This is a genomic window from Aquipseudomonas ullengensis (assembly GCF_014174475.1).
GTDB classification, from domain to species: domain Bacteria; phylum Pseudomonadota; class Gammaproteobacteria; order Pseudomonadales; family Pseudomonadaceae; genus Aquipseudomonas; species Aquipseudomonas ullengensis.
In genome coordinates, this window is the sequence record NZ_JACJUD010000005.1 from 346,066 (window position 1) to 370,785 (window position 24,720).

The following is a 24,720-nucleotide window of genomic DNA, read 5'->3' on the forward strand; positions in this document are numbered from 1 at the left end:
GACCGGCAGCCAAGCGGACGATTCAAATCGGGTAATGACGTGGGCCGTTCTGCACCGTGACCCAGCGCAACTGGGTGAAATGCTCGATCGAGGCGCGGCTGCCAAAGCTGCCGTAACCGCTGGACTTGACCCCGCCAAACGGCATCTGCGCCTCGTCGTGCACGGTCGGCCCATTGATGTGGCAGATACCGGATTCCACCCGCTGAGCCAGGGCCAGCGCGCGTGACACATCGCGACTGAAGATCGCTGCCGACAGGCCGAACTCCGAATCGTTGGCCAGGCGCAGCAGTTCCTCGTCGCCTTCGCCGCGCAGCACCACGGCGACCGGGCCGAAGGACTCCTCGCGGTACAGGCGCATCTGCTCGGTCACGTCATCCAGCAGCACTGGCTGCATCACGCTGCCGTCGAGCCCGCCACCAGCCACCAGGCACGCGCCCTTGGCCACGGCATCATCCACCAGTGCCTGGATGCGCTGCCCGGCAGCCGCATCGATCAGCGAACCGAGCACCGCATCACCCTGCTGCGGGTTGCCGGCGCGCAGTTTGGCGACCCGAAAAGCCAGCTTGAGCACGAAGGCATCGGCCACCTTGGCATCGACAATCAGCCGTTCGGTGGACATGCAGATCTGCCCCTGGTTGAAGTAGGCGCCGAATACCGCGGCATCCACCGCCGCGTCCAGATCGGCGTCGTCCAGCACCAGCAGCGGCGCCTTGCCGCCCAGTTCCAGCAACGCCGGCTTGAGGTGGCGCGCGGCCAGCTCGGCGACGATGCGCCCGACATGGGTGGAGCCGGTGAAGTTGACCCGGCGCACCGCCGGATTGGCGATCAGCCGGGCGACGATGGCCGGCGCATCTTCCGGCGCATTGCTGATCACGTTGACCACGCCATCGCCCAGGCCGGCGTCGTGCAGCACCTGGCCGATCAGGCGGTGGGTAAAGGGGCTGAGCTCGGAAGACTTGAGCACCACGGTGTTGCCACAGGCCAGCGGCATGGCCAGGGCGCGCACGCCGAGGATCACCGGCGCGTTCCACGGCGCGATGCCCAGCACCACGCCGCACGGCTGGCGCAGGCCCATGGCGAAACTGCCGGGCACGTTCGAGGGGATCACCTCGCCGAGAATCTGCGTGGTCATCGCCGCCGCTTCGCGCAACATGCCGGCCGCCAGCTGTACGTTGAAGCCGTACCAGTTGGCGGCCGCGCCGGTTTCGCTGGCCGCTGCCATAAATTCGGCGGAACGCGCCTCCATCAGCTCGGCGGCTTTCAACAAGCGCAAGCGTCGTTCGCCGGGCGCCAGGGCTGCCCACGCGGGGAATGCCGCCTGGGCGGCCGCGACGGCAGCATCGGCATCGTCCAGCGTGGCGGCAGCAACCCGCGACACCAGCTCATTGGTGAACGGACTACGCCGCTCGAAAGTACGGCCATCGGCGGCCGGACAGGCCTGGCCGGCGATCAGCAGGGGCACGTCGAACATGGAAAACCTCGCATAAAAAGGTTGCGAACGAGGCCCGCAGGCCCCGCCCTACGGTTCAGCGTTTATAAGCTTGCAGGCCCGGCTTGATGCTCTTCTCGTCGAGGAACTGCTTCATCCCCTGCTCACGCCCGCCTTCGGTGTCGAGCAGGCGCGACTGGTCGAGCTTGGCGTACAGGTAGTCCTCGTTCTGCTCCCAGGTCAGCTCGCGGCAACGCTTGAAGCCGATCTTCGCGGCACGCAGCACCACCGGGTTTTTCTCCAGCAGGTTGTTGGCCAGCTCGATGGTGGTTTCACGCAGCTGCGCCAGCGGCACGCTCTCATTAACCAAGCCCATTTCGGCAGCTTTCTGCCCGCCAAAGGTCTTGCCGGTCATGATGTAGTACAGCGACTGACGGTGACCGACGGTGTCGGCCATGGCCTTGCTCACCAGGTTGCCCGGCGGGATGCCCCAGTTGATTTCGGACAGGCCGAAGGTCGCCTCGTCGGCGCAGATCGCCAGGTCGCAGGCCACCAGCGGGCTGAAGCCGCCGCCGAAGCACCAGCCATTGACCATGGCGATGGTCGGCTTGGTGTACATGCGCAGCAGCTTCCACTGCCATTGCGAGGCTTCGCGGCGGATCTTCTCCTGAAGGATTTCCGGGCCGGCGTCGATTTCGCGGAAGTACTCCTTGAGGTCCATCCCGGCGGTCCAGGATTCACCGGCACCGGTCAGCACCAACACGCGCGCCTCGGCGTCCTGCTCCAGGGTCTCCAGCACACCAACCATTTCACGGTTGAGCGTCGGGCTCATGGCATTGCGTTTTTCCGGACGATTGAGGGTCACCCAGGCGATGCCTGCTTCCAGTTCGACCTTCACCGTCTGCCAGCGGCCTTCGTAGCTACTCATGTCACACACCTTTTTGTTTGTCTGAGGGGTGGTGCAAAGCTATTCCGGCAATTTAGTTATGTCAATTAACTAATTTTAGATGATTTGCCGTTCTGATAAAAAATTACGCCCGGCGTACGTCCTATTTTCAGGAGATAAAGCACGCCCACACTGCTGCAGGCTGGGCACGCAGCGAATCAATCATTACAATAGTTAATCAAACGACCGAGAACGGGATCGCCCATGCCACGCCAGCCCAAGACCACGCCACCGCCAGCCCTCGAGGAGCCGCTCGACACCGCGCTCAACAGCCTGGTGGGTTACGTGATGCGCCGCGCGCAGATGAAGATCACCCAGCACCTGACCAGCCAGCTCGAGCAACATGACATCCGCCCCGCCCAGTTCACTGCGCTGAGCATCATCGAGCAGTCGCCCGGGCTGATGCAGGCCGACCTGGCCAAGGCGCTGGCAATCGAGCCGCCGCAAGCGGTGCTGATGATCAACAAACTGGAGAGTCGTGGGCTGGCCATGCGCGTTCGCAGTAACCCGGACAAGCGCTCCTACGGCCTGTTCCTGAGCAAGGCCGGCGAACAGCTGCTCAAACAGCTCAAGGAGATTGCCGCGCAAAGCGATGTCGATAGCACCGCCGCGCTCAGCGCCGTGGAGCGCGAACAGCTCCTTGCGCTACTGCACAAGCTGTATCGCGGCTAATCCACAGAAGCTCAGAGCCTGTTCACGATCTTTTGGACTAGAGCCAGACAAGGCGCTACGCCAGTAACAGCCTTCGGCTGGTCAAAACGGCGAGGAAGCGGAGTTTACGAGCTGTAAATGAGCAGTACTCGTTTCACTCGCCCTTCGGGCCGCGCTAAAGCGCGTTAGCCGCAAGCGGCTTGCCGAGCCTGTTTTTAACGCGGTATGGCCGACGGCCAGGAGATCGTGAACAGGCTCTCAGGGCGCCAGGCCGTCGAACAGCGTCTGGGTCAACTGGCGGATGCGCCTCTGGTGCGCTTCCAGATCAGGGACCTCGTCCTGCACCAGGCGCATGTACAGCACGGAGCTGTAGTCGTTGAGGAAATTGGCGACAAAGTCGACATCGCAGGTGGCGCTGAGCAACCCCCTACCCTGCAGCTCACGCAGAAAATCCGCGATGTCCTTAACCAAGCGAGCGTTGAGCTCCACGGCCGCCTCCGGGCGCGATGACAACATGCCGAGTGGTAGCAGCTCGCGCCAGATCGAGGGCGGCAACGCCTCCAGCTCCTGCTGAAGAATCAGCGCTTCGAGATGACACATGGCATCGACCGCATTGTCGAACAACGGCATTTGCAAGCGTGCCGCGCTCACCGCATTCCGATCGGTGCGCTCCATCATCGCCAGCAGGATGTCCTGCTTGCTGCCGAAATAGTTGAACACCGTTGGCGTAGAAACGCCGGCCTGCACGGCAATCTGCTCCACCGTCGTCGCCGAAAACCCCTGCGCTTTGAACAGCTCCAAGGCCGCCCCGACTATGGCCTCGCGGCGCTGTTCCTTCTGCCTCTGCCGCAATCCACTCACGTCCATCCCTCCAGAAGGCCTGTCTAAGCCGCTGATTCTAGGTAATTTTCAATTTCGTTCAAATATTTTATTTGACTATAATATTTTATGATTATAAAGATATTACACCGCTACCAAAGAGAGCCGCCCATGAGTTCCGATTTTGCCCAGGCGCTACGCGGCGCCTACCGTGCAGGCGCCGAACCAGCCCAACCCCTGATGCAGGGCTTTCCACCGTCGCCCGAGCAGCGCGTGACCTGGCACAACTTCATGACGCCGCCACACAACCGCTGGGCCTTTCACAACCTCGGCAGGATCCGTCCCAACATCACGGTTGAGCGCGGTGCAGGGCAACCCGCCCCGCTGCCGGTCGCAGCGACTGCAGTGGCTGACTTCAGCTTTGAAAGCGCAGCAGGTCACGACGTAAGCCTGGGTGAACACCTCACCGCCACCCACACCGATGGCTGGCTGGTGATGAAAAACGGCGAGGTCGTGCAGGAGCTCTACGCCAACGGCCACCAGCACCATAAACGCCACATCATGTTTTCCGTGACCAAGTCACTGATCGGGATGAAGGCCGAGGAGCTGGTACAAAGCGGTCAACTGAACGACCAGGCGCCGGCCTCCCACTATGTGGAAGAACTCCGTGGCAGCGCCTTCGGCGACGCCAGCGTACGCCAACTGATGGATATGGCCGTAGGCATTGAGTACGACGAGGTCTATGACGACCCCAACTCCGGCAGCTCGCAGTTCGGCTATGCCTGTGGCCTCATCGCGCCACCGCCCGGCATCACTGCCTGCCAGTCGCTCTACGAGTACCTGCCCGCAACGCGCAAACGCGGCGAGCATGGCGGCTTCTTCCATTACGTGACGGCGACCACCGAAGCGCTCGGCTGGGTCATGGAGCGCGCCAGCGGCCGCAGTTGCGCCGAGATGCTGGGCGATATCTGGCAAGGCCTGGGCTGTGAGCGCGACGCCTTTTTCGTCGCCGACCCCTGGGGGCGCAACGTCACCGGCTGCGGCTTCAACGCCACCCTGCGCGACATGGCCCGCTACGGCAGCCTGCTGCTCAACAACGGCAATTGCCAGGGTCAACAGCTGGTGAGCCCGGACGCGATTGCCGCCGTACTCGCCGGCGGCGACCCGGCGATCTACGCCGCCAACGAGAGCTTTGCGCAGTGGAGCCCCGGCGCGACCTACAAGAGCCAGTGGTACGTCTACCCGGACCAGGCCTTGCTGGCCGTGGGCATCCACGGTCAGTACCTGTACGTGGACTTCCGCCACCAGGTGGTGATCGTCAAACAGTCCTGCATGCCCGTTGCGGAGAGCATCCTGGATATCGACACGATTCGCCTGATCCGTGCGATGGCTCATGCTCTCTAGTCCCTACCCAGCCAGGAGACGTCCCATGAAGCGTTCACTGAGGAACTGCACCACGGCCTTGCTATTGGGCTGCGCCAGCCTGGTCGCTCACGCCGAGCCCAGCGCAGGAGAACTGCGCATCTACAACTGGATCGAGTACCTGCCCAAAGACATGCTGCAGGACTTCCAGAAACAGACCGGCATCACGGTGCTCTACGACGTCTTCGACAGCCCACAGACCCTGGAAGCCCGGCTGCTGACCGGCACCGCCGGCTATGACCTGGCCTTCCCCAGCAGCAGCCAGATTCCCAACCTGATCGCCGCCGGCGCCCTGCTACCCCTGGAGCGCCAGCAACTGCCGCACTGGAACCAGCTCGACCCGGCCTTCATGGCGCAGCGTGAAAGCCTCGACTCGGGTAGCCGCTACTCGGTGCCCTACCTCTGGGGCAGCACTCTACTGGGCTACAACAAGGCCAAGGTCGACGCCGTGCTCGGCAAGGATGTCGACATGCGCGACTACGACCTGATCTTCAAGCCGGAAAACATCGCCAAGCTCAGCCAGTGCGGCGTGGCCATCCTCGACAGCCCGAACGAAGTGGTGCCGATTGCCCTGCACTACCTCGGGCTCGATCCCAACACCCAGAATCCGGACGACTACGCCAAGGCCGAGGCGCTGATCAAGTCGATCCGCCCCCATGTGCGCTACTTCAACTCGGCGAAGTACCCGCAGGACCTGGCCAATGGCGACATCTGCGTGGCCCTCGGCTGGTCCGGCGGCATGCTGGCGGCGCGCAACATGGCCCTGGCGGCCAACAACGGCAACGACATCCGCATGGCCCTGCCGCGCCAGGGCACGCTGATGTGGTCGGACGACATGGTCATTCCCAAGGGCGCGAAGAACCTGGCGCAGGCCCACGCCTTTATCGACTACCTGCTGCAGCCCGAGGTGATCGCCCGCGTCACCAACCAGATCGGCTACCCCAACCCCAACCCGGCCAGCCAGGCGCTGATCGACCCGCAGCTGCTGGCCGAGAAGAACCTCTTCGTGCCCGCGGCCGATCGCCACCTGCTGTTCCAGGTCGAGCCGCCACACCGGGTCGTGCAGCGCCTGCTCACCCGTCTGTGGAACAGGATCCGTTCCGATGTCTGAGCCGACACTTACTCTGGTGATGTCGCTGAGCGTGCGCATCGGCCCTGGCATCCCGCAGGGCGATACGCCGCAGGGCCGGCGCATCGACTACCCGATACTCGGCGGCCGCTTCGCCGGCCCCGGGCTGGTCGGAATGGTGCCCGCCGGCGGTGCCGACTATTGCCTGGAACGCGATGACGGCAGTGCCGTGCTGGATGCTCGCTACAGCCTGCGCTGCGACGACGGCGCCATCATCGAGGTGCACAACAGCGGCCTGCTGAGCATGACCGCGAAGGGGGCACGCCTGGCTGAAACCAGCTGGCCGATCGCCGACAGCGAATACCGCTGCCGCTGCGCACCCCGCTTCCACACGGAGGATCCGCGCTACGCCTGGCTGATGTTGCACCTGTTTATCGGCACCGTGTCCTACCCGACTGCAGACGCGGTCTGGATCGAAATTTTCCGGGTCGACTAAGCCAGCACAAACCACCCTACCCAAGACAGGAGATCAACCCCAGCCCGACACTCAACCTCACCCGCACACCCAGAAAAAACTCCCCAGCCACAACAAAATATTCGGCTCGAAGATTTCGTGCCGGCGGGTTCTTTTCGCCCGAAAAAGCTGGGGAACAGGCAGCGCTGCACCTGCAGCCGTGGCCACAGAACAACAAGAAAGCAGCACAGTGTCTTTCTCTGCCATATCAATCAGAACAATTGGAGCAGAACCGCATGAACAAAATCGCAGCGTGGGGGCTGGCCAGCACCCTCTACGGCCTCTCCCTCTCGGCTCAGGCCATCGACCTGACCCCCGAAACCATGCTGGACATCAACCTCGGCCTCGCCAGCGACTGGCGCGTTGGCGGCCTCTCGCTGAACATGGGCGGAGCCCCCGTCTACCAGGGCAATGCGACCCTGGTGCACAAGATGAGCGGCCTGTACGTAGGTGCCTATGGCGTGTCTGTCGACATGGACACCCAGGCCAACCGCGAGATGGGCTACTACGTCGGCATCGGCCGGCCGCTCAGCGAGAACACCCGTTTCTCACTGACCTACATTCGCTACGAGTACCCGGGCGACAGCTGGATCAACTTCGACGAACTCATCGGCACCCTCAGCTACCGCCAAGCCACCCTCGGAGTGAAGTACGCCTGGGACCTGCAGACACCCAAGCCGATCGAGGATGCCAACAAAGAGATCGCCGCAGCCCACGCGGCCCAGGCCGCCGGACAGATTCCGCCGTGGGTACAGCTGCCGGGCCTGATTCCCGAGCGCGATCCGCACCGCACCATCGGCTGGGCCGAATACGACTTCTACCTGCCCTACGCGACCAAGCTGAACGTGCGCTACGGCCACACCTGGACGCCGGACGAAAACGCCTGGCGCTCGGCCAGCGGCCAGACCCGCAGCGGCTACAGCGACTGGGGCGTAGCCCTGACCAAGCGCGTCTTCGATATCGAGTGGAAGGCGGCCTACATCGACACCGACCTGTCCAAGGCCGAGTGCCAGAACAACTTCGGCCCGGGCGGCGACTGCCAGGCCACCGTGGTGTTCTCGGCCATGAAGAACTTCTGAAAGCCAATGCAGGGCGCGCGGCGCGCCTCGCCGCCCGCACTGTTCAGCGACGACCTTATCCAAACTTGAGAGTCACTTATGCAGATCACCCCTATCAAGCAAGCCCTGTGTCTCGGCGCCCTGGGCCTATCCCTGCTGACCGCCGGCTGTAATACCCAGCCGCCCATGGAAGGCCCGCCACCGGCTGACCGCAGCTTCCAGGCCTTCTGGGGCAAGCGCATCACCGGCTACCTCACCGCCGCCGATGGCACCGAACTGCGCTACTCGGTGCTGCTGCCCAAGGGCGAAGGCAAGTTCCCGGTACTGGTCCGCTACAGCGGCTACGACTCCGGCAGCATCGGCGGCTCGGCCTACCTGGCCGACAACGAGACCTTCTCCGTGGCGATGGACAAGGACCTGGTGGAACGCGGCTACGCCGTGATGGGCGTGCAAGCCCGCGGCACCGGTTGCTCCCAGGGCACCTTCGACTTCCTCGGCCCGGAATACGGCACCGACGGCCGCAGCGCGATCGAGTTCGCCGCCCAGCAGGGCTGGTCCAACGGCAACGTCGGCATGTTCGGCTGGTCCTGGGCCGGCATGTCGCAGCTGATGACCGCCTCCGAGCGCCCCAAGGGCCTCAAGGCCATCGCCCCCGGCATGATCCTGGGCGACGCCTACACCGACAGTTGGTCGCTGGGCGGCGTGCCCAACCAGGGTTTCACCACCGCCTGGCACTGGTTCGTCGACATGCGCTGGGACGCGGTCAAGATCAGCGCCGAAAGCGAGAAGGACGAGCGCTGCCTGGCCCAGGTCGCGGAAAACAAGGCCAAGGTGGTCGGCTCCTCGCTGATGTACAACCTGATCCGCCACCCGCAGCACGACGAGTGGATGAAGCAGCGCGCCCCGCGTGACCGCGCCCACCTGGTTCAGGTGCCGGTGCTGTCCATGCAGGCCTGGCAAGACGAAGCCGTGCTGGCGCGCGAAGGCTTCTACCAGGAGCGTCTGAACCCGCAACAGCTGTGGATGGTGCAGACCAGCGGCGGCCACAACCTGTATGAGTCCGAGCATTTCCGCAAAGAGAAGCTGTATCCCTTCCTCGATCACTTCGTGAAGGGTGAGCAGAACGGCTTCGAGAGCGCCAAGCGCCTGGAAATCTGGCAGGAAACCGTGGCCGACAACCGCGAAGGTCGTCATCAGCCCGACGAGACGGCCCACCCGAGCTGGACCATCGAGCGCGACAACTACCCGCTGGCGGTGAAACCGGTGCATTTCGCCCTCAGCGAAGACGGCGAACTGATCGAGGGTGGCCAGGGCACCGGCAAGCCGGATGCCTACCTCTACCCGATCCCCGGTCCGGACGTGAACACCTACATGAAGGACCATGCCTGGGGCTGGCAACACCCGCTGTGGCGTGATGGCAGCGTGGCCTACACCAGCGCAGCGTTCGAGCGCGACTTGCTGAGCTACGGCAGCGCCAGCGCGGACATCTGGCTGTCGACCTTCCTGGCGCCAGATACCGACATCCAGGTGACCATCACCGAGGTGCGTCCGGACGACCAGGAAGTCTTCGTCCAGCGCGGCTGGCTGCGCATGTCCAACCGCAAGCTGAACGAGCAGACCTCCACCGAGGTGCGCCCGCAGCAGCTCAACGACCCGGACGGCATCCAGCCGATGCTGCCCAATGTGCCAGCCCTGGGCCGCGTGGAAATCCCGCCGTTCTCCCACCCGTTCCGCAAGGGCTCGAAGCTGCGCATCTGGATCGACGCACCGTCGAACACCGGCGGCTACGGCTTCGCCTACTACTCGCTGCAGAGCCGCAACAGCGTGTTCCATGACGCCCAGCACCCCTCACGCCTGGTACTCGGCGAGCTGACGGGCGTGTCCATACCGGAGGCCATGCCGGCATGCGGCACCGTGCTGAAGCAGCCATGCCGTTTCAACCCGCTGTCGGCGTTCAGCCGCCCGCTCTGATGCGCTAACGACCACAGCCATCCGCGCCCAGCGCGGGTGGCTCCTTAGTCAATAATTGAGACCACACCCATGAAAGCACTGAACACCCGCCGCAACACCCTGCGCCTGCTCGCAGGCCTGGCAATGGCCGCACTCTGGCTGCCACAGGTCCAGGCCGCCGAGCTGAAGGAAAAAATCCCCAACCGCCTGAGCAACGAGCTGGTCATGCAGATCGACGTCAAGCTCGGCCCGCGTGAAGAGATGGGCAAGGGCCCGGACGGCATGCGCATCAACTACCCGATCATCGGTGGCACCTTCGTCGGCAAAGGCATGAAGGGCACCGTGGTGCCGGGCGGCGCGGACATGTCGGTGACCCGTGAAGACGGCGTAACCATGATCAACGCGCTGTACCGCCTGAAGACCGACGACGGCCAGATCATCATCATCGACAACGCCGGCATCTGGCGCCTCAACGAGTCGGGTCTGGCCAAGAAAGCCAAGGGCCTGGAGCTGCGGGAGATGAAGGAAAGCGACTTCTACTGCCGCACCACGCCCAAGTTCAAGACCCAGCCTGGCGCCCATGCCTGGCTCAACGACTACGTCTTCAACGGCACCATCGACGGCATCAGCGAGCATGAAGTGCTGATCAGCGTTTACCAGATCGGCGGCGAGTAATGCTGCCAGGGCGCGAGCGTTTCGCTCCTTGGCTCGCGCCCGAGTTTCACCCCCATTCCCAGCGCCTCTGAGCACTGCCTCCGAGACGCCGCCCCACCTGGCAACCCGCCCCTGAGCCGAGCCGTACAGAGAACCGCACCATGCCAAGCCTGAGAAACATCGCCATAGAGCGGCGCCTATGGTTGATTCTGCTGATTGCCCTGACCACCATTGCCCTGCTGATGAGCCTGGTGCTGCTGCAGATCCAGGCCGGTCTGTATGGCTCCAAGGTCTATCAGATCCAGACGGCCGTGGAGAACACCACGGGCATCCTCAAGCGCTTCCAGCTCCTGGAGCAGCAGGGTGTCTTGAGCCGTGAAGACGCGCAGCAACAGGCGCGCGAAATGATCCGCACGCTGCGCTACGGCGGCAACGAATACTTCTTCATCCAGAGCCTCGACCAGCACATGCTGCTCCACCCCATGAACCCCGAAATAGAGGGCCGCGATGTCAGCGCCCTGCGCGATGCCAAGGGTGTGGCGATCAATGGCGAGATCCTCAAGATCGCCCGGGACCAGGAACAGGGCATCGTCCACTACAGCTGGCCGAAGCCCGGCACAGCGGAGCCCGCCGACAAGATTTCCTACGTGTCACTGTTCAAGCCCTGGGGCTGGATCCTCGGCACCGGTGCATACCTGGATGACATCCAGGCGATATTTCGCGGCGAGCTGCTCAAGCTGGGCAGCATCGTCCTGACGATCACGGCGCTGCTGATCCTGGTGACGGCACTGATCTCGCGCAGCATCACCCGCCCCCTGCGCAGGACGGTGCAGGCCATGGCCGAAATCGCCCGCGGCAACGGCAACCTGACCCAGCAGCTGGCCACTGACGGCCGCGACGAGCTGTCCGGCCTGGCCAGGGACTTCAACAGTTTCACCACCACCTTGCGCGGCATCATCAGTGAAATGCTGGTTGCCTCCACCGCCACCGACAAGGCGGCCCGGACCATCCACGCAAACTCCACCTCGGCCAGAGAACAGAGCGACCTGCAGGCCCAGCAGGTCACGCTGATCGCCACCGCGCTCAACGAGGTGACCTACAGCATTCAGGACGTCGCGGGGAATGCCGAGGCCTCTGCCAGGGAAGTCTCCACCGCCGAGACCCAGGCGCTGGACGGGCTGAAGAACGTCGAGCTCACCCTCGCCGAGATCGGCTCACTGTCCACGCTCATCAACCAGGGCGTCGACACCATCCACTCGCTGGCGGAACAGAACGAGCGCATCAGCTCGGTGCTCGCCATCGTGCGCTCCATTGCCGAACAGACCAATCTGCTGGCACTCAACGCGGCCATCGAGGCGGCCCGCGCCGGCGAGCAAGGGCGCGGCTTCGCCGTGGTCGCCGACGAGGTGCGCCTGCTGGCACAGCGCACCCAGGATGCCACCGCCGATATCCAGGCCATGATCGGCGAGCTGCGCATCAGTAGCGCTACAGCCGTGTCGATGATCGGCGAAACCCACAAGCTTTCAGGCCGCACCGTCACCCAGGCCAACCTGGCCGGGGAATGCTTGAGGGCCATCGTCGAGTCACTGCGCGCCATCAGCATCCAGGGCCGCACAGTGGCCGAAGCGACACGGCAACAATCGCAGGTGGTGGAAGACATCAACCTCAACCTGGCCACCGCCTCTCAGCAGGCCAACGAAGCCGCGCAGTTCGCCGAGCACGCCAGAACCCTGAGCGACACGCTGCAGGCCAACTCGGCCGAACTCCAGCTCACGCTCAACCGCTTCAAGTTCTAGCCAGCCAACCCTTCGCCCAGCCGCGGCATATCGCCTCGGCGCATACCGTCCTGAGCATTCGAAAAGCCATGAAAAGACTCGCCAGCACACTCTCCGCCCTGTTTCTTGCGCAAGCCGCCGCGCACGCCCACGCCGCTGCGGACCTCATTCTCCTCAACGGCAAGATCTTCACCGCCGAACAATCCCAGCCGCACGTCCAGGCCATGGCCATCCAGGGCACGACCATCCTGGCCACTGGCAGCAATGAGCAGATACGCGCACTGGCCGATAGCGGCGCGCAGGTGCTGGACCTGGCCGGCAAGCGCGTCATGCCCGGGCTCATTGATACCCACTCGCACGCCATCTTCGGCGGCCTGTCGCTGTCCGCGGCGAACATGCAGGACCAAGTCGTCGGCCTGCCGGAACTGGAACAACGCCTGCGTCAGTGGCGCGCCGACGGCAGCGCCAGGCTGGGCCAGGACATCCTCCAGGTACAGGGCATGAACTCGAACTACTGGGCCCATGCGCAAGAGCTGGGGCGGATTTTCAACCACGGCGAGTGGGCCGAAACAGCCGTGATCTTCATGGGCAGCGACCACCACACCGCCTGGGTCAACGCCAAGATGTTGCGCACGGCCGGCATCGACAAGGCGCTGGTTGCCAGCCTCGATGAAGCCCAGCGCGGCACCATTGGCGTGCTCGACAACGGGCAGCCCAGCGGCTTTCTGGTCGACGCCGGCTGGGACAGGGTTTCGGCCGTGCTACCGCCGATAGACGACGCCACCCTGCTGCACGGCGCCGAAGCAGCCGTGCACTACAACAACAGCGTCGGCATCACCGGCTGGATGGACCCCGCAGCCAACGCCTCACCTGGGCAGGCGGTGTTCGACATCAAGCCCACCGAGAACACCATCGGCGTGCTCCCGGGCTACAAGGCACTGGCCGAGAAGGGCCAGCTCAGCGCACATGTCGCTGCCCTGCTGGTCGCCAATCCGAAGAGCCAACCGGCAGATCTGGAAGTTCTGGAGAAAGTGCGCCGACGCTTTGCCGGCACCCCCAACCTGACCCTGCCGGGTATCAAGATCTTTGCTGACGGCGTACTGGAGTTCCCGGCACAGAGCGCCGCGGTCATCAGCCCCTACAGCAACACGCTCAAGCAGGGTGAGCTGCTATTCGACCCCAAACACTTCGGTGAACTGGTCACTGCAGCAGACAAGCGCGGCTGGTTGGTACACATCCACGCCGTCGGTGACCGGGCCGTGCGCGAGTCGCTCAATGCGATTGAGCAAGCTCGAGCGGCCGGCGACAGCGGCATTGCCCACTCGATCACCCACCTGCAACTGGTCAACCCGAAAGAATTCGCCCGCTTCAAGAGCCTCAACGTGATCGCATCCATGCAGTTGCTGTGGGCCATCGGCGACGAATACGCCATCGACATGGTGCAACCCTACGTCAGCGCCTTCGCCTATCACTACCAGTACCCCGCCCGCTCCCTGCTGAAAGCCGGCGCGACCATCGCCGGCGCCAGCGACTGGCCCGTCTCCCCCGCCAACCCATGGCTGGCCATCGCCCAGGCAACCACCCGCCAGGGCCCCAAGGGCGTACTCAACGCCAGCGAAACCATCCCGCGCGACGTGATGTTCTATGCCTACACCCTCAATGCCGCCAAAACCCTCCGGCTCGAAGAGCAGATCGGCTCACTGGCCCCCGGCAAACAGGCCGACTTCATCGTGCTTGATCGCGATGTGTTTAGCGTCCAGGAAAAGCAACTGAGCGAAACGCAGGTGCTGTCCACCTACTTCGCAGGCCGGAAGGTCTACCAAGCCGCACCGTGAGTGACATTGCCCCTACCTCTGGCGGGGCCGCTTTGAAGGGCTCATGAGCAGGCGCTCACTTGGCAGGCGGTCATTCCCAGGATGTTTTGCTCTTCGGGCCGGTGGTCGGCTTTTGGCCTGCGCAGAAACGAAAAAGCCCCGAAACTCCAGGAGTTTCGCGGGCTTACCCATCGATCATGCTGTTTACCCGCGCTGGCTTACGCCGCTGCGCGGCTAACCCATTCTACGAAGCTACAAAGCACTCACTGCTCCAGCCCGATGCCCCGCCAGAATTCGACACAAGCTATCAGCACCGCCTGCGGGTCTTCCAGATGCGGGTAATGGCCGATGCCGGCTAGCTCGCGGATAAAGTGCTGGGGGCCGACTACCTGGCGGAAGCGTTCGACCATATGTGCGCCGGACACCGGGTCGGCGCTGCCGTTGATCAGCGCCAACGGCATGCTTACAGCTTGCAGGGCGCCGACCCAGCGTTCGCGATGCGTGCGGCGCTCGGCGATATAACCGAGCAACGGCGGCAGCACGTGCAGACCATCGCGATAATTGGTCAGTTGCCACACGGCTTCCAGGGTTGCCTCGTCCGGCTGGGTGGCGGCGCCAAACACCGAGCTGAAGGTGGCCAGCAAACGCCGGCGCGTGGTCAGGCGCGCCAGCAGCGGGCCGAGCGGGCCGGCCATTAGCTTTTGCAGTAGCCGGGCATGGTGGGTTTCCGGGAACAGCCCGCCATTCAGCAGAATCACCGAGGCGTAGCGCGATTGCGGGCGCGGCAGATCACGCGCCAGCAACTCCTGCACCACGGTGTCGCCATAGTCGTGGGCCAGCACATGGCAGCGCTCGATGCCGGACTGCTGGAGAACGAACTCGACCAGATCGGCCTGTTCGCTCATGCAGTAGTGATGGGGCCGCGGTTTACTACTGAAGCCCAGCCCCAGCAGGTCAACACCAACCACCCGGAAACGTGCACACAGCTCGGCCCACAGCGGGCTGAAATCCCAGCTCGAGGTCGGGTAGCCGTGCACCAGCAACAGCACCGGCTTGTCGTGGGTCTGCGGCTCGGTCTCCCGGCTGTCGAGGAAAAACAATTGCTGGTCTTGCCAATCCAAAAAGCGGCCTTGGGCCTGCCATTGCTGCAAGGTATCGATCATGCCGACACCCCGCGCTGGTGCTGGCAACGCAGCAAGCGACCAAAGCGGCGCTGCTCGAACTCGGCATGCACCTGGCCCTGATCGAGCACCACCTGACCGCCCACTATCACCTGCCGCACGGTTTTGCCGGAACGGGTGACCATGCGCATGGCGCCGTCAAAGTTCGCATCGGTGGTTTCTTGTGGGCCACTGAGATCGGTCTTCAACGCCTCTGGGTCGAGCACCAGCACATCGGCCATGTGCCCTTCGCGCAGATGCCCTGCCTCCAGGCCGAACCAGTCGGCCAGCTCGCCAGTCACCCGCCAGACGGCTTTTTCCATCGGCATGGCATCGGCATTCAGCAGGCAGTCGCGGAGGAACCACAGGTGCGAGTTCTGGAACGCCATGTTGCGGTTGTGCGCGCCGGCATCGGAAAAACCCAGCTGAATATGCGGGTTCTGCAAGAAGCGCCGCAGCTCGGCCGGACGGTCATTGGCGATCACCGCATGCCAGCGAATGCTTTCATCGAACTCGCTGATCAGGTCGATAAAGCTGTCCACGCCGGTTTGCCCACGGCGCTGGGCGATCTCGGCAAAAGTGGCGCCAACCAGCGACTGATCCGGGCAGGCAACCACCCGCATCAGCGCCAGATCCTTGTGGAAGCTGGCGCCAAAGGTGCTCAGCCATTCGCGGCGCAGCTGCTTGCGCCAGTCGCTGTCGCGGTACAGCAACTGGCGCTGGGCGGCGCTGTCGGCATTCATCAGGCAGGCGCTGGCCTGCATCTCTTCAAACACCGGCGTGTTGCAGCCGTCGCTCCACAATTCGAACGGCACCGACAGCGACTGGAAACGCAAATTGCCGCGCAGCCCCTGGTTGATCAACGCAGCCAGACTCCGGGTCAGCGGCCCGAGGCGGCGGTTATTGGTGAAATCCAGGCTGGTCAGCATGCTCATGCGTAACGACGGGCGGCCGATGCCATGGCTGAGCGAAGCCAGCAACGGCACCATGTATTTGCGCCCGGCATCCGGGGTGGCCTGGAGGATGCGCCCACGTTGGCGCAACACATCCGCGAGCATGCGGAACTCGGCAAAACTGGCGTAGTGCGATGGCGAGGACGCGCCGTTGTACTTGGCGCCCTTCCAGCGGTGCCACTGCAGCATGTCGATACTCAGGCCGAGAAAACCGGCGTCCAGCGCCTCGTGCAGCAGGCTGCGCAGGGAGTTTTTTTCGCCCCAGTTGAGTGTGCTCGGCGTCAGGCTGCGATCCTTGCCGAGCACCGCCATGCGCAAGTTGGAGTGGCCGATAAAGCTGGCGATATTCGGCCCCAGATTGAGTTGCTCAAGATGCTCGTAGTATTCGCCCGGCGTGCGCCAGGTGACCTTGCCATCCAGCCAGCGCGCCAGGGTTTCGCGCGGCAGATTCTCCACCCGGGCGAACAGGTCGATCATGTCATCAGCATCGCCAATCGCCAGCGACAGTGAGCAATTGCCAAACACCAGGCTGGTGACGCCGTGCTGCAAGGACTCCAGCAAACCTGGTGCGGCTTCGACCTCGGCATCGTAATGGGTGTGAATGTCGATGATCCCCGGCAAGACCCATTGCCCGGCGGCATCAATTTCGCGCTGGCCACGGGCACTGCTATTGGCCTCGATCTTGACCACCCGGCCGTGATCAATCAGCACGTCGGCCTGACGCGCAGGCGCACCGGAGCCGTCGAACAGCAGGCCATTGCGGATCAGCAATTCAACATTCATGGCAATCACCCTTGGAAGATGTCGGTGCTGACAATAGACTAACGACCGTTAGCTACCTCGGAGCTTAGGCTAACGATCGTTAGTTTTGCAAGGTGACCCCATGAGTACCCGTGAACGCATTCTCGATGCCGCACTGCAATGTTTTGCCGAGCAGGGCTACAGCCGCACCAGCATGCGCGAGCTGGCCACGCGCGTAGAGATCCGCGCGCCGTCGCTGTACAACCACTTCGCCAGCAAGCGCGAGATCATGTTGGCGCTGCTCGAACGCAGCGGGCCTGGACGGATGTCGCAGATCATCAACCAGCTGCCCGATGAACTGTCGCCAGCGGCGCTACTGAATGCCGTGCTCGACGCCCTGTTCAATCTCTGGCGCGACCCCCAGGACAACCGCAGCATGCGCCTGGCCTGTGCCGAGGCGCTGCACGATGCCGAGCTCGGCACCTTGCTGGAAACCCAGGTATTTCAGCAGGAGCGCGACCTGCTTAGCCGCCTGCTGCTGCGCGCGGCCGGCAGCCTGGATGCGCAACTGGCCGAGCAGTGGGCCAACCAGTGCGTGGCCCTGGGTTTTGCCCGGCGCCTGCAAATACTGCTGACCGGTGATGATGTGGCAAAGACCGAGACGATCATTGCGCAAAGCCGCCAGGAGTTTATCCAACTAGCCCGCCTGTTCGGCCTGCCGCTTACGCCTTGAGCTCCAGCGCCACCTCGTCGGCCCAGGCCAGCCAGGCCTGCTCACCGAGAATGCCGCAGCGCAGGGTCAGGTACCGGTTCTACGTGTTGCTACGCATGTACCAGCCTACGGAGGAGGTGCTCTCTGGCAAATGGCAGTTGCCGTAGCTAAATAAGATCGACTGAGCGTCTTGAGCGCAGTTTGAGGGGCACCGGCCAATTACGTGCATTGCCCGATGCCAAGCGCGCATGCTCTTAGTCCACAACCTGGTCCGCAGCGCTATCGGTGGCGGGGTTCTGGATACGCTCTCGCGGCTTCGACTGACTGCGTCGTACTTGTCCACGGTGGCGTTTAGCCTGCTGCTTCGCATGCAGCGCTTGAGTCGTCGTTACCACGCCAACTGCCTGACCGTACAAGTCCAAGCGCGGCGCGTTCTCCGTCATACATGCCCAGTAGCGACTTCCACGGCACCAGGAAGCGAGCCCCAGCTTGAGCTGTTCGCTGGATACTCCAAGCAGTTCAAGGTGCTGTTCTGCGTCTTTAAGAATGCCCTCCTTGAGCGGAACCTTGGGGGCCGGATTGACCGGGAAGGCCAATGGGAAATGCTTCTGCAATCGCCAGATCGCTTCAACCGCAGGATCTTGCTCACGAGGCTTCGTTGCCTCGGAGGACTTCTGTTTGCGCTGCTTCGTGCTATCCGTCTTTACCTGCTCTTGTTCAGCCCGCAGGCGGCCACGTAGCTCAGCTAGTTGCTCAAAACCCATTGTTCAGTTCACAGCCTCAAGGTTGATTCGTGGCGCAAGGTTACCCCAAGCAGCCTTTCGGAACAGCCTAATGCAGCAGGGTAGCCGTCAGGAAACGGCATCACTGTGTGGTTCAGTCGTTCCAATGATGGGTTGTAGGCACAGCTGTAACCTTATGCTTAGGTTTTACAGGGAATTCCGCCGCGCATCCCGTACAGCGAAACTTGCCACTGACCGTACGGTTGTCTTGAAGTGGGTGGATTTCCCTTTTGTTAAAACAGCTTGGGCAGGCGTAGTGAATCGGGTCGCCCTTCGAAGAGTACACAACGGCGCCGCCTAACGTTTGCGTGAGGTTGTAGTTAGAAGCCCGCCGCTCCCACGCATCGGCTGCATCTAGCTTTGTCTTGAGCTCGTCCCTTTCCGTTTGCAGTTCGTGCAAGTCGTTCCGCAAATTGAACATTCGATCTTGCACGTCTCCCAGCTTCTCAACGACTTCACCGATTTTGGCTTTGGCATCCGCATCGACCTTCCCATCAAACGCTGCTTTGGCGAGTTGCTTAGTCAGATTGACTGCCTGCACAACACCGTTGATTGTTGCGTAGTCCATGCTGCTACTGCCCTGTAGAGACGTGAGCCTATACGTTAATTGAATGCGGGAGGCATTCCCAGAAGGAAGCGCCTAGCTACGTACAACGGGTACGTACACCCCAGAAACAAAAAACCCCGTAACTCATTGAGGTTACAGGGCTTTTTAAATATGGCGGGAAGATAGGGATTCGAACGCTGGTAGCGGCACGCATAGCCCGCTTGGGGCCTTGCCACCCCCTAGTGTTTCTGGGCTCCCCGGAGAGGGACGGTTTGCAGCGGTCTCGATTTTGCCCCCAAATTTGCCCCCAATAAAATGGGGGCAAAATTTGAAATCACCGGAACCCTAGCGAGCCCCGCGCGCACCCTACCTAGCAATCTCGCTGGCGGTCACACGCCCCACATCAATAGTGGCAGGCTATCAGCTTGAGCCTGAAGGCTGCTTCAACCTGCACCACTCTGCGCCCTGCAAACTAGGTGGATTCATCCGAAGGTTTTCACAAACGGCGCAGCACACGACCTGATTGCAGCAACCACCTGCGGCGCCTGCTCACTGAGCTCAACAGAGTGAGAGAGTACCTGCTCCAACGCCTGAAGCTGCTGGCGAATGACATCCCCGGGGCGGTCAACATCACACACGCGAGCGAAATCCAGCAGTCCCTGGCGCGAAGCAAACAATGATTTGTTACCGACCAGATCCAGCGCCAATACATCCTCAGGGATGTAGGCTGTGGTGTTGACGATATCGTAGGCCGGCGCCAGCCGCGCATCACGTTGGGTAGGATCCGAATACAGCAGCCCGAAGTTTTTCAGGTGAGCATCACCATTCCCAACGATGCAACTCAAGCTCACCATGGCAAACAGCTGTGCCAATGAACCTTGCACTTGCTCGGGTGGGCAGAACAGTCGGATGGCCTTGGCAATGGCCGAGTAGCTCTTGCTGTATTTCTGCTCCGCAGCCAGCCCCATCAGCGCAGCCATATCCTCGAAGCCGATGGAGTTGAGTTGCTCATCCCGGTCGAAGCGGCGCATAACGAATAGCTTGGTGTTGTCGGACAGGTAGAACTCCGGCACCGCTATCCCTGCCTCCCTGGCCACAGACATGCAGAGGTACTCATTGATCGCCAGCCCCGGAAACTCATCCCGGCCGCTCTTGATGATCAAGTCAGAGGTCTTCGAAGTGAAGCGCTGCGGAGCAGCATCCTGATGCTCTGGTACCAGCACCTTGGGCTGCACGCCCGATATCCCGGCACGCAAAATGTAGCGATCTACCAGACCGACGAAAATGTCCTCGACACCATCCCAAGCCAGGATTTCTTCCAACCTTTCTCCTGGGAACAGCTGCCTTCCCAAGAGCGCATCAACCTCTGGTGAACTCACTGCGACCCGCCCAATGGGAGAACTGCTACCAGACAGTGCCAGCAGCAACATGGGGTCGACGTTCGCCACCTTGGCCAGACGGTTGCGCAACTGCTCCAGGACATAACCTTCCGGCAGGTTCATCTGAAAAATCGGATGCAGCTCCCGATGGCGGTATTCCTCCAGGCGTACAGGCATCAACAGACTGATCGCCGCCTGCGCCTTGGCATCTTCGTGATAGCGAAACAGATAGTCCCCGGCAGAGCTGAGAACCTTCCCGCTATCGCCCTCTGGCGTCCTCACCTGCAGCACAGCCGTCATCAGTCGAATACTCCCTGGATCTCGTCCAATGTGGGCATGGCAGCGGGCACAACTGTGAGCTCACAATCGAGGGCTCCCAGCACTCGCGCATAGGCCATCATGCCCACCGACAGGTCGCCTCTCTCGATAGCAATGATTTTCTGCCGTGTGATACCAGCCAAAGCAGCCAGCCTGACCTGAGTCAGCCCGCGATTCAGGCGACGCTGACGGATCTGCTCACCCAGGCGCATCGTGATATGGGAATAATCCATGTTATATATACGTGACATAAAACAAAGAATGTAACGTATACCGAACTCAATAAAAAATCAAAGCTGGCTACCTCAGCCTCAACAGCCACCAGCTAAACGATGCTGTGCCGACCAGGCAGACCTGGAAGCCTGCCAGCTTTACGGACTCATAATCCTTTGGTCCACGGTTCGAGTCCGTGTGGGCCCACCATATGAAACAACGACTTAGGTCAGCCATCGCGCTGGCCTTTTGTCGTTTATGGGCTAAACAAAAAATTTGCGTACCGTTTTGCGTACCGTTTCATTTTTGCTGCTACGGAACGCCACGAGCGCTTTAGCTCGCAGATTGACACCCAGACAGCACTCCAATGGGCTTGTACTACCTCCCAAACGGAGACGGGATTAGGCGTTCGGGCCGGAGAAAGGGCCTGCGTATAGCAGGAAGCGCGACCCGCAGTGAGTATTGCCGCACCACATCTGCGACTCACTTGAGCTGTCACACGGTCCCGCTGCAACACACGGACTATGTCGCATAAGACGTGAAACCAAATGTAGATGCCGTCTAGTCACTTCTGAGTGACGGGCTTGACCCAATAACGCTCGACTGTCCTCACCGTCACGCCTAACTGACGTGCGATATCAGCTTTTGATAGGCCTTCGGCCTGCAATCGACGAGTCTCATCGCGTGTCGCATCAGCCTTCTGGCCACGAATTCCTCTCGCTGCATCTTTAGAGGTGACAGGCTCGAAACGCCCCGCCTCCAGAAGCATCCGAATTTGCTTGTTGTTCGCGCCAAGGTGCTCCCCAACCTCCTGACCAGCCGAACGCGCCTCAGCAACCAAAAGCAATTGGCTTGGTGAAACACCCAGCACTCCACATAGGGCTACCAGCGTGTCAATTCTGACTGCGGCCAGCCCCTTCTCGATCTGGCGTAAGTGGGTAGCGTTGACGACTTCAGCACAAGCTTCATGCGTGAGGCCAGCCCGAAGCCTCACGTCTCTGACTACCTCGCCCAGCACCTTTTCGTAGCTCATCTATCGCGCTCAGAAAAGGAAGTATCAAGCCACCTTTGACGCGACACATCGTGATGGCATAGCATTACCTTGTTTCGCTATCACCACCCGCACACCACTGTCAATAAACACGAATCATATTTTCAAATTACTGGAGAAGCCCATGATCACCACAACACAAACCACACCTGCAGGCGGCAAGCTTCAGCTCAAAATGAACATGGAATCGCTGCAACTCCGTGTGGAACTGAAATCACTGCTTCAGTCGTTCGGCGCACAAACGTCTCTGGCAGAGCTTGCCGTCGCAGAATTTGGAGGCGAACTCCTTATTGAGGAGGCACCGGTAGCTGGAGGCTCGCTCTACTACTTGCCGCTCCGTCTAGCTCCAGATTTTATTGATCACATCCTTGATCAACTATGTCCGAATAGCAGGCCCGCAGCCATTGAGTGCCTGAACAAGTATCGCGCTGCATGGAGCAGGGCCGATCAAGACACCGCACAGATGCTCGAAAAAAATGCCGATCTCCGAAAAAAACTACAGCTATTCAAGACGCAGGATCAGATGATCCATGCACTCAGCCACCAGCTCGCCTCACGTCAAAAAAATCGCCCCAAGTCGCTCTACACTCTCGGGCAGCCATCGTGACGGCCAAACGTCCAAAAGAGTTTTTAACTCCCACGCCCCAAGAAATCCTGAACGCAATAACCCTCTGGCAGAGCATGCACGGGGCCCCCAACGGGCAAATTACGCGGGTCGCAAGGATGGAGCGGGAGTTCACGACAGTCTTCGGGGGCAGCTTCGGCACCGTCTCGGTTGATCAATTGCCGCAGGCGATAGATGTACTGTGCAACGTCATCGCCAACCTGGACATGCTTAGCCACAGGTCGGCGACCAAGAGACTGGAACTGATCATGGAGCATCTGGTCACGACAATCGGCAAAGGTTCAGGTCGTGCAGGATTCGCCGATGCAGAAGCCCTGACAAGCGCGCTACAACTCGCGCGACTGGAGCCAAACTTCCCTTATACCTACGGCTGGGGCTCATGAGATCACTGAGAGAAATCACAGAGCTGTTGTACGTAGCGGGAGTGCCCATGCCCGGCAGCCCCATGCCCGACGAAGAGGCACTCAGCTATGCCCGAAAGAAATTCCCCTTTGGAAATTTTTGCCTGGTGCGCGACTGGCTGTGGCTCGATATAGAGACAACCGACGCGCAACGGCAGGCTCTGGAGAAAACACAACGCCAGCCGGCTTTAATCTATGCGCACCAAGTTGTCTTTGACAGCGAGCGACGATGGGATGTGGGTGACTTCGTGAGAACTTCGCTACTGCATCAGTTCAGCGAGGGATTTCATTTCAGAACGCTCAATTCTGTGTACCTGCTACTGGGTCCCGGTACTCGCAAGCCTGCCAGCGCCGATACCATTTCATGCTTGATATAAGCCATGGAGTATCCCGGAGAGCACACGGGCTTCAACCCGGAGTTGATCATTGGTCTGTGAGGAGCAGCAATGCGCCCAGTTTCTCCCGAGAATATGCAGAAGCTGCTCAAGGCGCAGGCATACCCTTTCAGCAAGCCGGTCACGGCCTATCTCACTGATGCCCATATCGCAGCATGCTGCTGCCTGGGAGTAACGCACCGGCATGTCAGGGCTGATCCACTAGGGGGGCGATTTGCCGATGGGCGTCTGATTCGCACCTCAGACATCCTGCGTGTCGAACTGGAGGGAGAGTTCTGGGTGTTGCACACATGCACAGGAAGTTTCTACGTCATCGCCTCGTTCCAGCCAGGCGGATACAAATCCCTGGTGGACTATCAGGCATTTCTGCCTCAGGGCTTCTATCCGACGCCTGATCGGCTCCACTGACACAATTCAGAAAGAGGCCAAGCCGTGCCATGAAGGCCATAACGCCTTCTTCACCTCCACGCCTGGGATCATTGCTGGTCTTTCCGGGGATATCAACGACCAGTTCCTGACTCACCTTTTCTGGGCCGGCCCGATGTGTAGCGAGCCGATACAAGGGGCTTTGCTACTCAAGATTGGGGCCCAAAATCTGCGACACGACTACCGTGTCGCATGGGCGGTTGCGACATAGCTGGCAACCAGTGCTCCGGCAGCCACAGGCAGAAACCGGCCAAAAGTGGACGCTCAAGCCCGTCTATGAAAAAGCGGACATTCAACCAGGCGAAAAGCTAGAGATTGACGAGTACTCCATGCGAGTGGATGGCGACTACATCAATACTAGGAGAGTGATCCTAGTCGTCGACGGAGAGTGCTGTAAGTACTTCGTCAGCACCTCGCAGTTGGCCGGCTACTTGACCTGCGAGCACCTGCATGGCTTTCACCAGCTCAAGAGCGTTAAAGGCGTTAGGGGCGAGTAGCGCCATGTTTACAGTGGGCTGCCAACCAGTACTGCATACCCTGTATCACCTTCGCATCCCTCGGGAGGGAGTCATTTCAACGCAGCCGTCGTGTCTTGCTGCTGATCGATAAGCGCCTGTCCAAGCCACTCACCCATGGCCCCCGCAGCAACCGCCTCAATGCCTTTCTCATCCCAGCGCGCCACCTAGTTGTCAAACATCTGCACTTCCAGGTCTTCACCCTCGGAGTGATGGAGGACGGTGGCAACAGCCTCGCTGCATCTGCTCTGTTCCCGCTGACAGCGGATATCGACAGTATTTGTACCGGGCACTTGGTAGCCGTCGGTGGTTTTCCACCCACCCCACACACGAATGTCGCCTTGCTGCTTGTCGACGATCAGTGGAGGGATGGTCGTGGTTTCTAGCGAGGCGGGCTTGCT

At 61.4% G+C, this 24,720-nt stretch carries 26 protein-coding genes; 15 read left to right on the top strand and 11 right to left on the bottom strand.

The window, feature by feature from the left end:
* Positions 1–22: 22 nt before the first annotated feature.
* Both H3H51_RS16725 and H3H51_RS16730 read right to left on the bottom strand, forming a co-directional pair.
* Positions 23–1,471, bottom strand: coding sequence for an aldehyde dehydrogenase (locus H3H51_RS16725; RefSeq protein ID WP_183090196.1), 1,449 nt, complete (start codon positions 1,469–1,471; stop codon positions 23–25).
* Positions 1,472–1,526: 55 nt separating this feature from the next.
* On the bottom strand, positions 1,527–2,357 hold the full coding sequence (locus H3H51_RS16730) for a p-hydroxycinnamoyl CoA hydratase/lyase (RefSeq protein ID WP_183090197.1): 831 nt from the start codon (positions 2,355–2,357) through the stop codon (positions 1,527–1,529).
* A gap of 222 nt (positions 2,358–2,579) precedes the next feature.
* Between H3H51_RS16730 and H3H51_RS16735 the strand changes: the two genes are divergently transcribed.
* Positions 2,580–3,047: a MarR family winged helix-turn-helix transcriptional regulator gene (locus tag H3H51_RS16735; RefSeq protein ID WP_183090198.1), complete on the top strand. Its 468-nt coding sequence runs from the start codon at positions 2,580–2,582 to the stop codon at positions 3,045–3,047.
* A 237-nt stretch (positions 3,048–3,284) separates the two neighbouring features.
* On the opposite strand, the gene H3H51_RS16740 is transcribed toward H3H51_RS16735, so the two are convergent.
* On the bottom strand, positions 3,285–3,887 hold the full coding sequence (locus H3H51_RS16740; protein ID WP_183090199.1) for a TetR/AcrR family transcriptional regulator: 603 nt from the start codon (positions 3,885–3,887) through the stop codon (positions 3,285–3,287).
* A 129-nt stretch (positions 3,888–4,016) separates the two neighbouring features.
* Here H3H51_RS16740 and H3H51_RS16745 point away from each other — a divergent pair, with 129 nt between their 5' ends.
* The 8 genes from H3H51_RS16745 (at position 4,017) to H3H51_RS16780 (ending at position 14,122) form a co-directional block, all read left to right on the top strand.
* Complete coding sequence (locus H3H51_RS16745) at positions 4,017–5,249, top strand: serine hydrolase domain-containing protein (RefSeq protein WP_183090200.1); 1,233 nt, start codon at positions 4,017–4,019, stop codon at positions 5,247–5,249.
* A 25-nt stretch (positions 5,250–5,274) separates the two neighbouring features.
* Positions 5,275–6,378, top strand: coding sequence for an extracellular solute-binding protein (locus H3H51_RS16750; RefSeq protein ID WP_183090201.1), 1,104 nt, complete (start codon positions 5,275–5,277; stop codon positions 6,376–6,378).
* Positions 6,371–6,832: a DUF3237 domain-containing protein gene (locus tag H3H51_RS16755; protein ID WP_183090202.1), complete on the top strand. Its 462-nt coding sequence runs from the start codon at positions 6,371–6,373 to the stop codon at positions 6,830–6,832. The genes H3H51_RS16750 and H3H51_RS16755 overlap by 8 nt, the downstream gene beginning before the upstream one ends.
* A 254-nt stretch (positions 6,833–7,086) precedes the next feature.
* Entirely contained in the window at positions 7,087–7,929 is an 843-nt protein-coding gene (locus H3H51_RS16760) for a TorF family putative porin (RefSeq protein ID WP_183090203.1), read from the top strand.
* A gap of 78 nt (positions 7,930–8,007) precedes the next feature.
* Positions 8,008–9,879, top strand: a complete 1,872-nt coding sequence (locus H3H51_RS16765; RefSeq protein WP_183090204.1) for a CocE/NonD family hydrolase — start codon at positions 8,008–8,010, stop codon at positions 9,877–9,879.
* 69 nt (positions 9,880–9,948) lie between these two features.
* A complete protein-coding gene (locus tag H3H51_RS16770; RefSeq protein WP_183090205.1) occupies positions 9,949–10,533 on the top strand; it encodes a DUF3237 domain-containing protein in 585 nt (194 codons plus the stop codon).
* Positions 10,534–10,673: 140 nt separating this feature from the next.
* Positions 10,674–12,308, top strand: coding sequence for a methyl-accepting chemotaxis protein (locus tag H3H51_RS16775; RefSeq protein WP_183090206.1), 1,635 nt, complete (start codon positions 10,674–10,676; stop codon positions 12,306–12,308).
* 68 nt (positions 12,309–12,376) lie between these two features.
* Positions 12,377–14,122 carry an amidohydrolase gene (locus tag H3H51_RS16780; protein ID WP_183090207.1) on the top strand — a complete coding sequence of 582 codons (1,746 nt, stop codon included), beginning with the start codon at positions 12,377–12,379 and terminating at the stop codon, positions 14,120–14,122.
* 242 nt (positions 14,123–14,364) lie between these two features.
* Here the strand turns inward: H3H51_RS16780 and H3H51_RS16785 are convergent, their stop codons facing one another.
* Together H3H51_RS16785 and H3H51_RS16790 are read right to left on the bottom strand one after the other, a co-directional pair.
* Positions 14,365–15,264: an alpha/beta fold hydrolase gene (locus H3H51_RS16785; RefSeq protein WP_183090208.1), complete on the bottom strand. Its 900-nt coding sequence runs from the start codon at positions 15,262–15,264 to the stop codon at positions 14,365–14,367.
* Complete coding sequence (locus tag H3H51_RS16790; protein ID WP_183090209.1) at positions 15,261–16,997, bottom strand: N-acyl-D-amino-acid deacylase family protein; 1,737 nt, start codon at positions 16,995–16,997, stop codon at positions 15,261–15,263. The genes H3H51_RS16785 and H3H51_RS16790 overlap by 4 nt, the downstream gene beginning before the upstream one ends.
* 100 nt (positions 16,998–17,097) lie before the next feature.
* On the opposite strand from H3H51_RS16790, the gene H3H51_RS16795 reads away from it, so the two are divergent.
* Complete coding sequence (locus H3H51_RS16795) at positions 17,098–17,688, top strand: TetR/AcrR family transcriptional regulator (RefSeq protein ID WP_183090210.1); 591 nt, start codon at positions 17,098–17,100, stop codon at positions 17,686–17,688.
* Here H3H51_RS16795 and H3H51_RS21380 read toward each other — a convergent pair.
* The 6 genes from H3H51_RS21380 to H3H51_RS16825 form a co-directional block, all read right to left on the bottom strand.
* Positions 17,678–17,758, bottom strand: coding sequence for a hypothetical protein (locus tag H3H51_RS21380; RefSeq protein ID WP_183090239.1), 81 nt, complete (start codon positions 17,756–17,758; stop codon positions 17,678–17,680). The genes H3H51_RS16795 and H3H51_RS21380 overlap by 11 nt on opposite strands.
* 163 nt (positions 17,759–17,921) lie before the next feature.
* Positions 17,922–18,431: a ProQ/FinO family protein gene (locus H3H51_RS16805; RefSeq protein WP_183090211.1), complete on the bottom strand. Its 510-nt coding sequence runs from the start codon at positions 18,429–18,431 to the stop codon at positions 17,922–17,924.
* 112 nt (positions 18,432–18,543) lie between these two features.
* Positions 18,544–19,017, bottom strand: a complete 474-nt coding sequence (locus tag H3H51_RS16810; protein WP_183090212.1) for a hypothetical protein — start codon at positions 19,015–19,017, stop codon at positions 18,544–18,546.
* 461 nt (positions 19,018–19,478) lie between these two features.
* On the bottom strand, positions 19,479–20,675 hold the full coding sequence (locus H3H51_RS16815; RefSeq protein ID WP_183090213.1) for a type II toxin-antitoxin system HipA family toxin: 1,197 nt from the start codon (positions 20,673–20,675) through the stop codon (positions 19,479–19,481).
* The gene (locus tag H3H51_RS16820; protein WP_183090214.1) at positions 20,675–20,926 is read right to left on the bottom strand and encodes a helix-turn-helix transcriptional regulator; all 252 of its coding nucleotides are present in this window, start codon (positions 20,924–20,926) and stop codon (positions 20,675–20,677) included. Before H3H51_RS16820 ends, H3H51_RS16815 begins: the two co-directional genes overlap by 1 nt.
* Positions 20,927–21,471: 545 nt before the next feature.
* Complete coding sequence (locus H3H51_RS16825; protein WP_183090215.1) at positions 21,472–21,939, bottom strand: helix-turn-helix domain-containing protein; 468 nt, start codon at positions 21,937–21,939, stop codon at positions 21,472–21,474.
* A 142-nt stretch (positions 21,940–22,081) separates the two neighbouring features.
* Between H3H51_RS16825 and H3H51_RS16830 the strand changes: the two genes are divergently transcribed.
* From H3H51_RS16830 to H3H51_RS16850, 5 genes are all read left to right on the top strand, one after another.
* Positions 22,082–22,564, top strand: coding sequence for a hypothetical protein (locus H3H51_RS16830; RefSeq protein WP_183090216.1), 483 nt, complete (start codon positions 22,082–22,084; stop codon positions 22,562–22,564).
* The gene (locus tag H3H51_RS16835; protein WP_183090217.1) at positions 22,561–22,965 is read left to right on the top strand and encodes a hypothetical protein; all 405 of its coding nucleotides are present in this window, start codon (positions 22,561–22,563) and stop codon (positions 22,963–22,965) included. Before H3H51_RS16830 ends, H3H51_RS16835 begins: the two co-directional genes overlap by 4 nt.
* A gap of 47 nt (positions 22,966–23,012) precedes the next feature.
* Positions 23,013–23,360 carry a DUF6957 family protein gene (locus H3H51_RS16840; protein WP_183090218.1) on the top strand — a complete coding sequence of 116 codons (348 nt, stop codon included), beginning with the start codon at positions 23,013–23,015 and terminating at the stop codon, positions 23,358–23,360.
* 69 nt (positions 23,361–23,429) lie between these two features.
* Positions 23,430–23,786: a hypothetical protein gene (locus H3H51_RS16845; RefSeq protein ID WP_183090219.1), complete on the top strand. Its 357-nt coding sequence runs from the start codon at positions 23,430–23,432 to the stop codon at positions 23,784–23,786.
* 610 nt (positions 23,787–24,396) lie between these two features.
* Positions 24,397–24,705, top strand: a complete 309-nt coding sequence (locus H3H51_RS16850; protein WP_183090220.1) for a hypothetical protein — start codon at positions 24,397–24,399, stop codon at positions 24,703–24,705.
* Positions 24,706–24,720: the final 15 nt, after the last annotated feature.

Coding starts and splice junctions, on each gene's coding strand:
- H3H51_RS16760 (WP_183090203.1), top strand. CDS start 7,087: ATGAACAAAATCGCAGCGTGGGGGCTGGCCAGCACCCTCTACGGCCTC.
- H3H51_RS16730 (WP_183090197.1), bottom strand. CDS start 2,357: ATGAGTAGCTACGAAGGCCGCTGGCAGACGGTGAAGGTCGAACTGGAA.
- H3H51_RS16845 (WP_183090219.1), top strand. CDS start 23,430: ATGCGCCCAGTTTCTCCCGAGAATATGCAGAAGCTGCTCAAGGCGCAG.
- H3H51_RS16820 (WP_183090214.1), bottom strand. CDS start 20,926: ATGGATTATTCCCATATCACGATGCGCCTGGGTGAGCAGATCCGTCAG.
- H3H51_RS16840 (WP_183090218.1), top strand. CDS start 23,013: ATGCCCGGCAGCCCCATGCCCGACGAAGAGGCACTCAGCTATGCCCGA.
- H3H51_RS16745 (WP_183090200.1), top strand. CDS start 4,017: ATGAGTTCCGATTTTGCCCAGGCGCTACGCGGCGCCTACCGTGCAGGC.
- H3H51_RS16755 (WP_183090202.1), top strand. CDS start 6,371: ATGTCTGAGCCGACACTTACTCTGGTGATGTCGCTGAGCGTGCGCATC.
- H3H51_RS16810 (WP_183090212.1), bottom strand. CDS start 19,017: ATGGACTACGCAACAATCAACGGTGTTGTGCAGGCAGTCAATCTGACT.
- H3H51_RS16750 (WP_183090201.1), top strand. CDS start 5,275: ATGAAGCGTTCACTGAGGAACTGCACCACGGCCTTGCTATTGGGCTGC.
- H3H51_RS16725 (WP_183090196.1), bottom strand. CDS start 1,471: ATGTTCGACGTGCCCCTGCTGATCGCCGGCCAGGCCTGTCCGGCCGCC.
- H3H51_RS16765 (WP_183090204.1), top strand. CDS start 8,008: ATGCAGATCACCCCTATCAAGCAAGCCCTGTGTCTCGGCGCCCTGGGC.
- H3H51_RS16815 (WP_183090213.1), bottom strand. CDS start 20,675: ATGACGGCTGTGCTGCAGGTGAGGACGCCAGAGGGCGATAGCGGGAAG.
- H3H51_RS16790 (WP_183090209.1), bottom strand. CDS start 16,997: ATGAATGTTGAATTGCTGATCCGCAATGGCCTGCTGTTCGACGGCTCC.
- H3H51_RS16775 (WP_183090206.1), top strand. CDS start 10,674: ATGCCAAGCCTGAGAAACATCGCCATAGAGCGGCGCCTATGGTTGATT.
- H3H51_RS16780 (WP_183090207.1), top strand. CDS start 12,377: ATGAAAAGACTCGCCAGCACACTCTCCGCCCTGTTTCTTGCGCAAGCC.
- H3H51_RS16805 (WP_183090211.1), bottom strand. CDS start 18,431: ATGGGTTTTGAGCAACTAGCTGAGCTACGTGGCCGCCTGCGGGCTGAA.
- H3H51_RS16735 (WP_183090198.1), top strand. CDS start 2,580: ATGCCACGCCAGCCCAAGACCACGCCACCGCCAGCCCTCGAGGAGCCG.
- H3H51_RS16785 (WP_183090208.1), bottom strand. CDS start 15,264: ATGATCGATACCTTGCAGCAATGGCAGGCCCAAGGCCGCTTTTTGGAT.
- H3H51_RS16795 (WP_183090210.1), top strand. CDS start 17,098: ATGAGTACCCGTGAACGCATTCTCGATGCCGCACTGCAATGTTTTGCC.
- H3H51_RS16770 (WP_183090205.1), top strand. CDS start 9,949: ATGAAAGCACTGAACACCCGCCGCAACACCCTGCGCCTGCTCGCAGGC.
- H3H51_RS16830 (WP_183090216.1), top strand. CDS start 22,082: ATGATCACCACAACACAAACCACACCTGCAGGCGGCAAGCTTCAGCTC.
- H3H51_RS16825 (WP_183090215.1), bottom strand. CDS start 21,939: ATGAGCTACGAAAAGGTGCTGGGCGAGGTAGTCAGAGACGTGAGGCTT.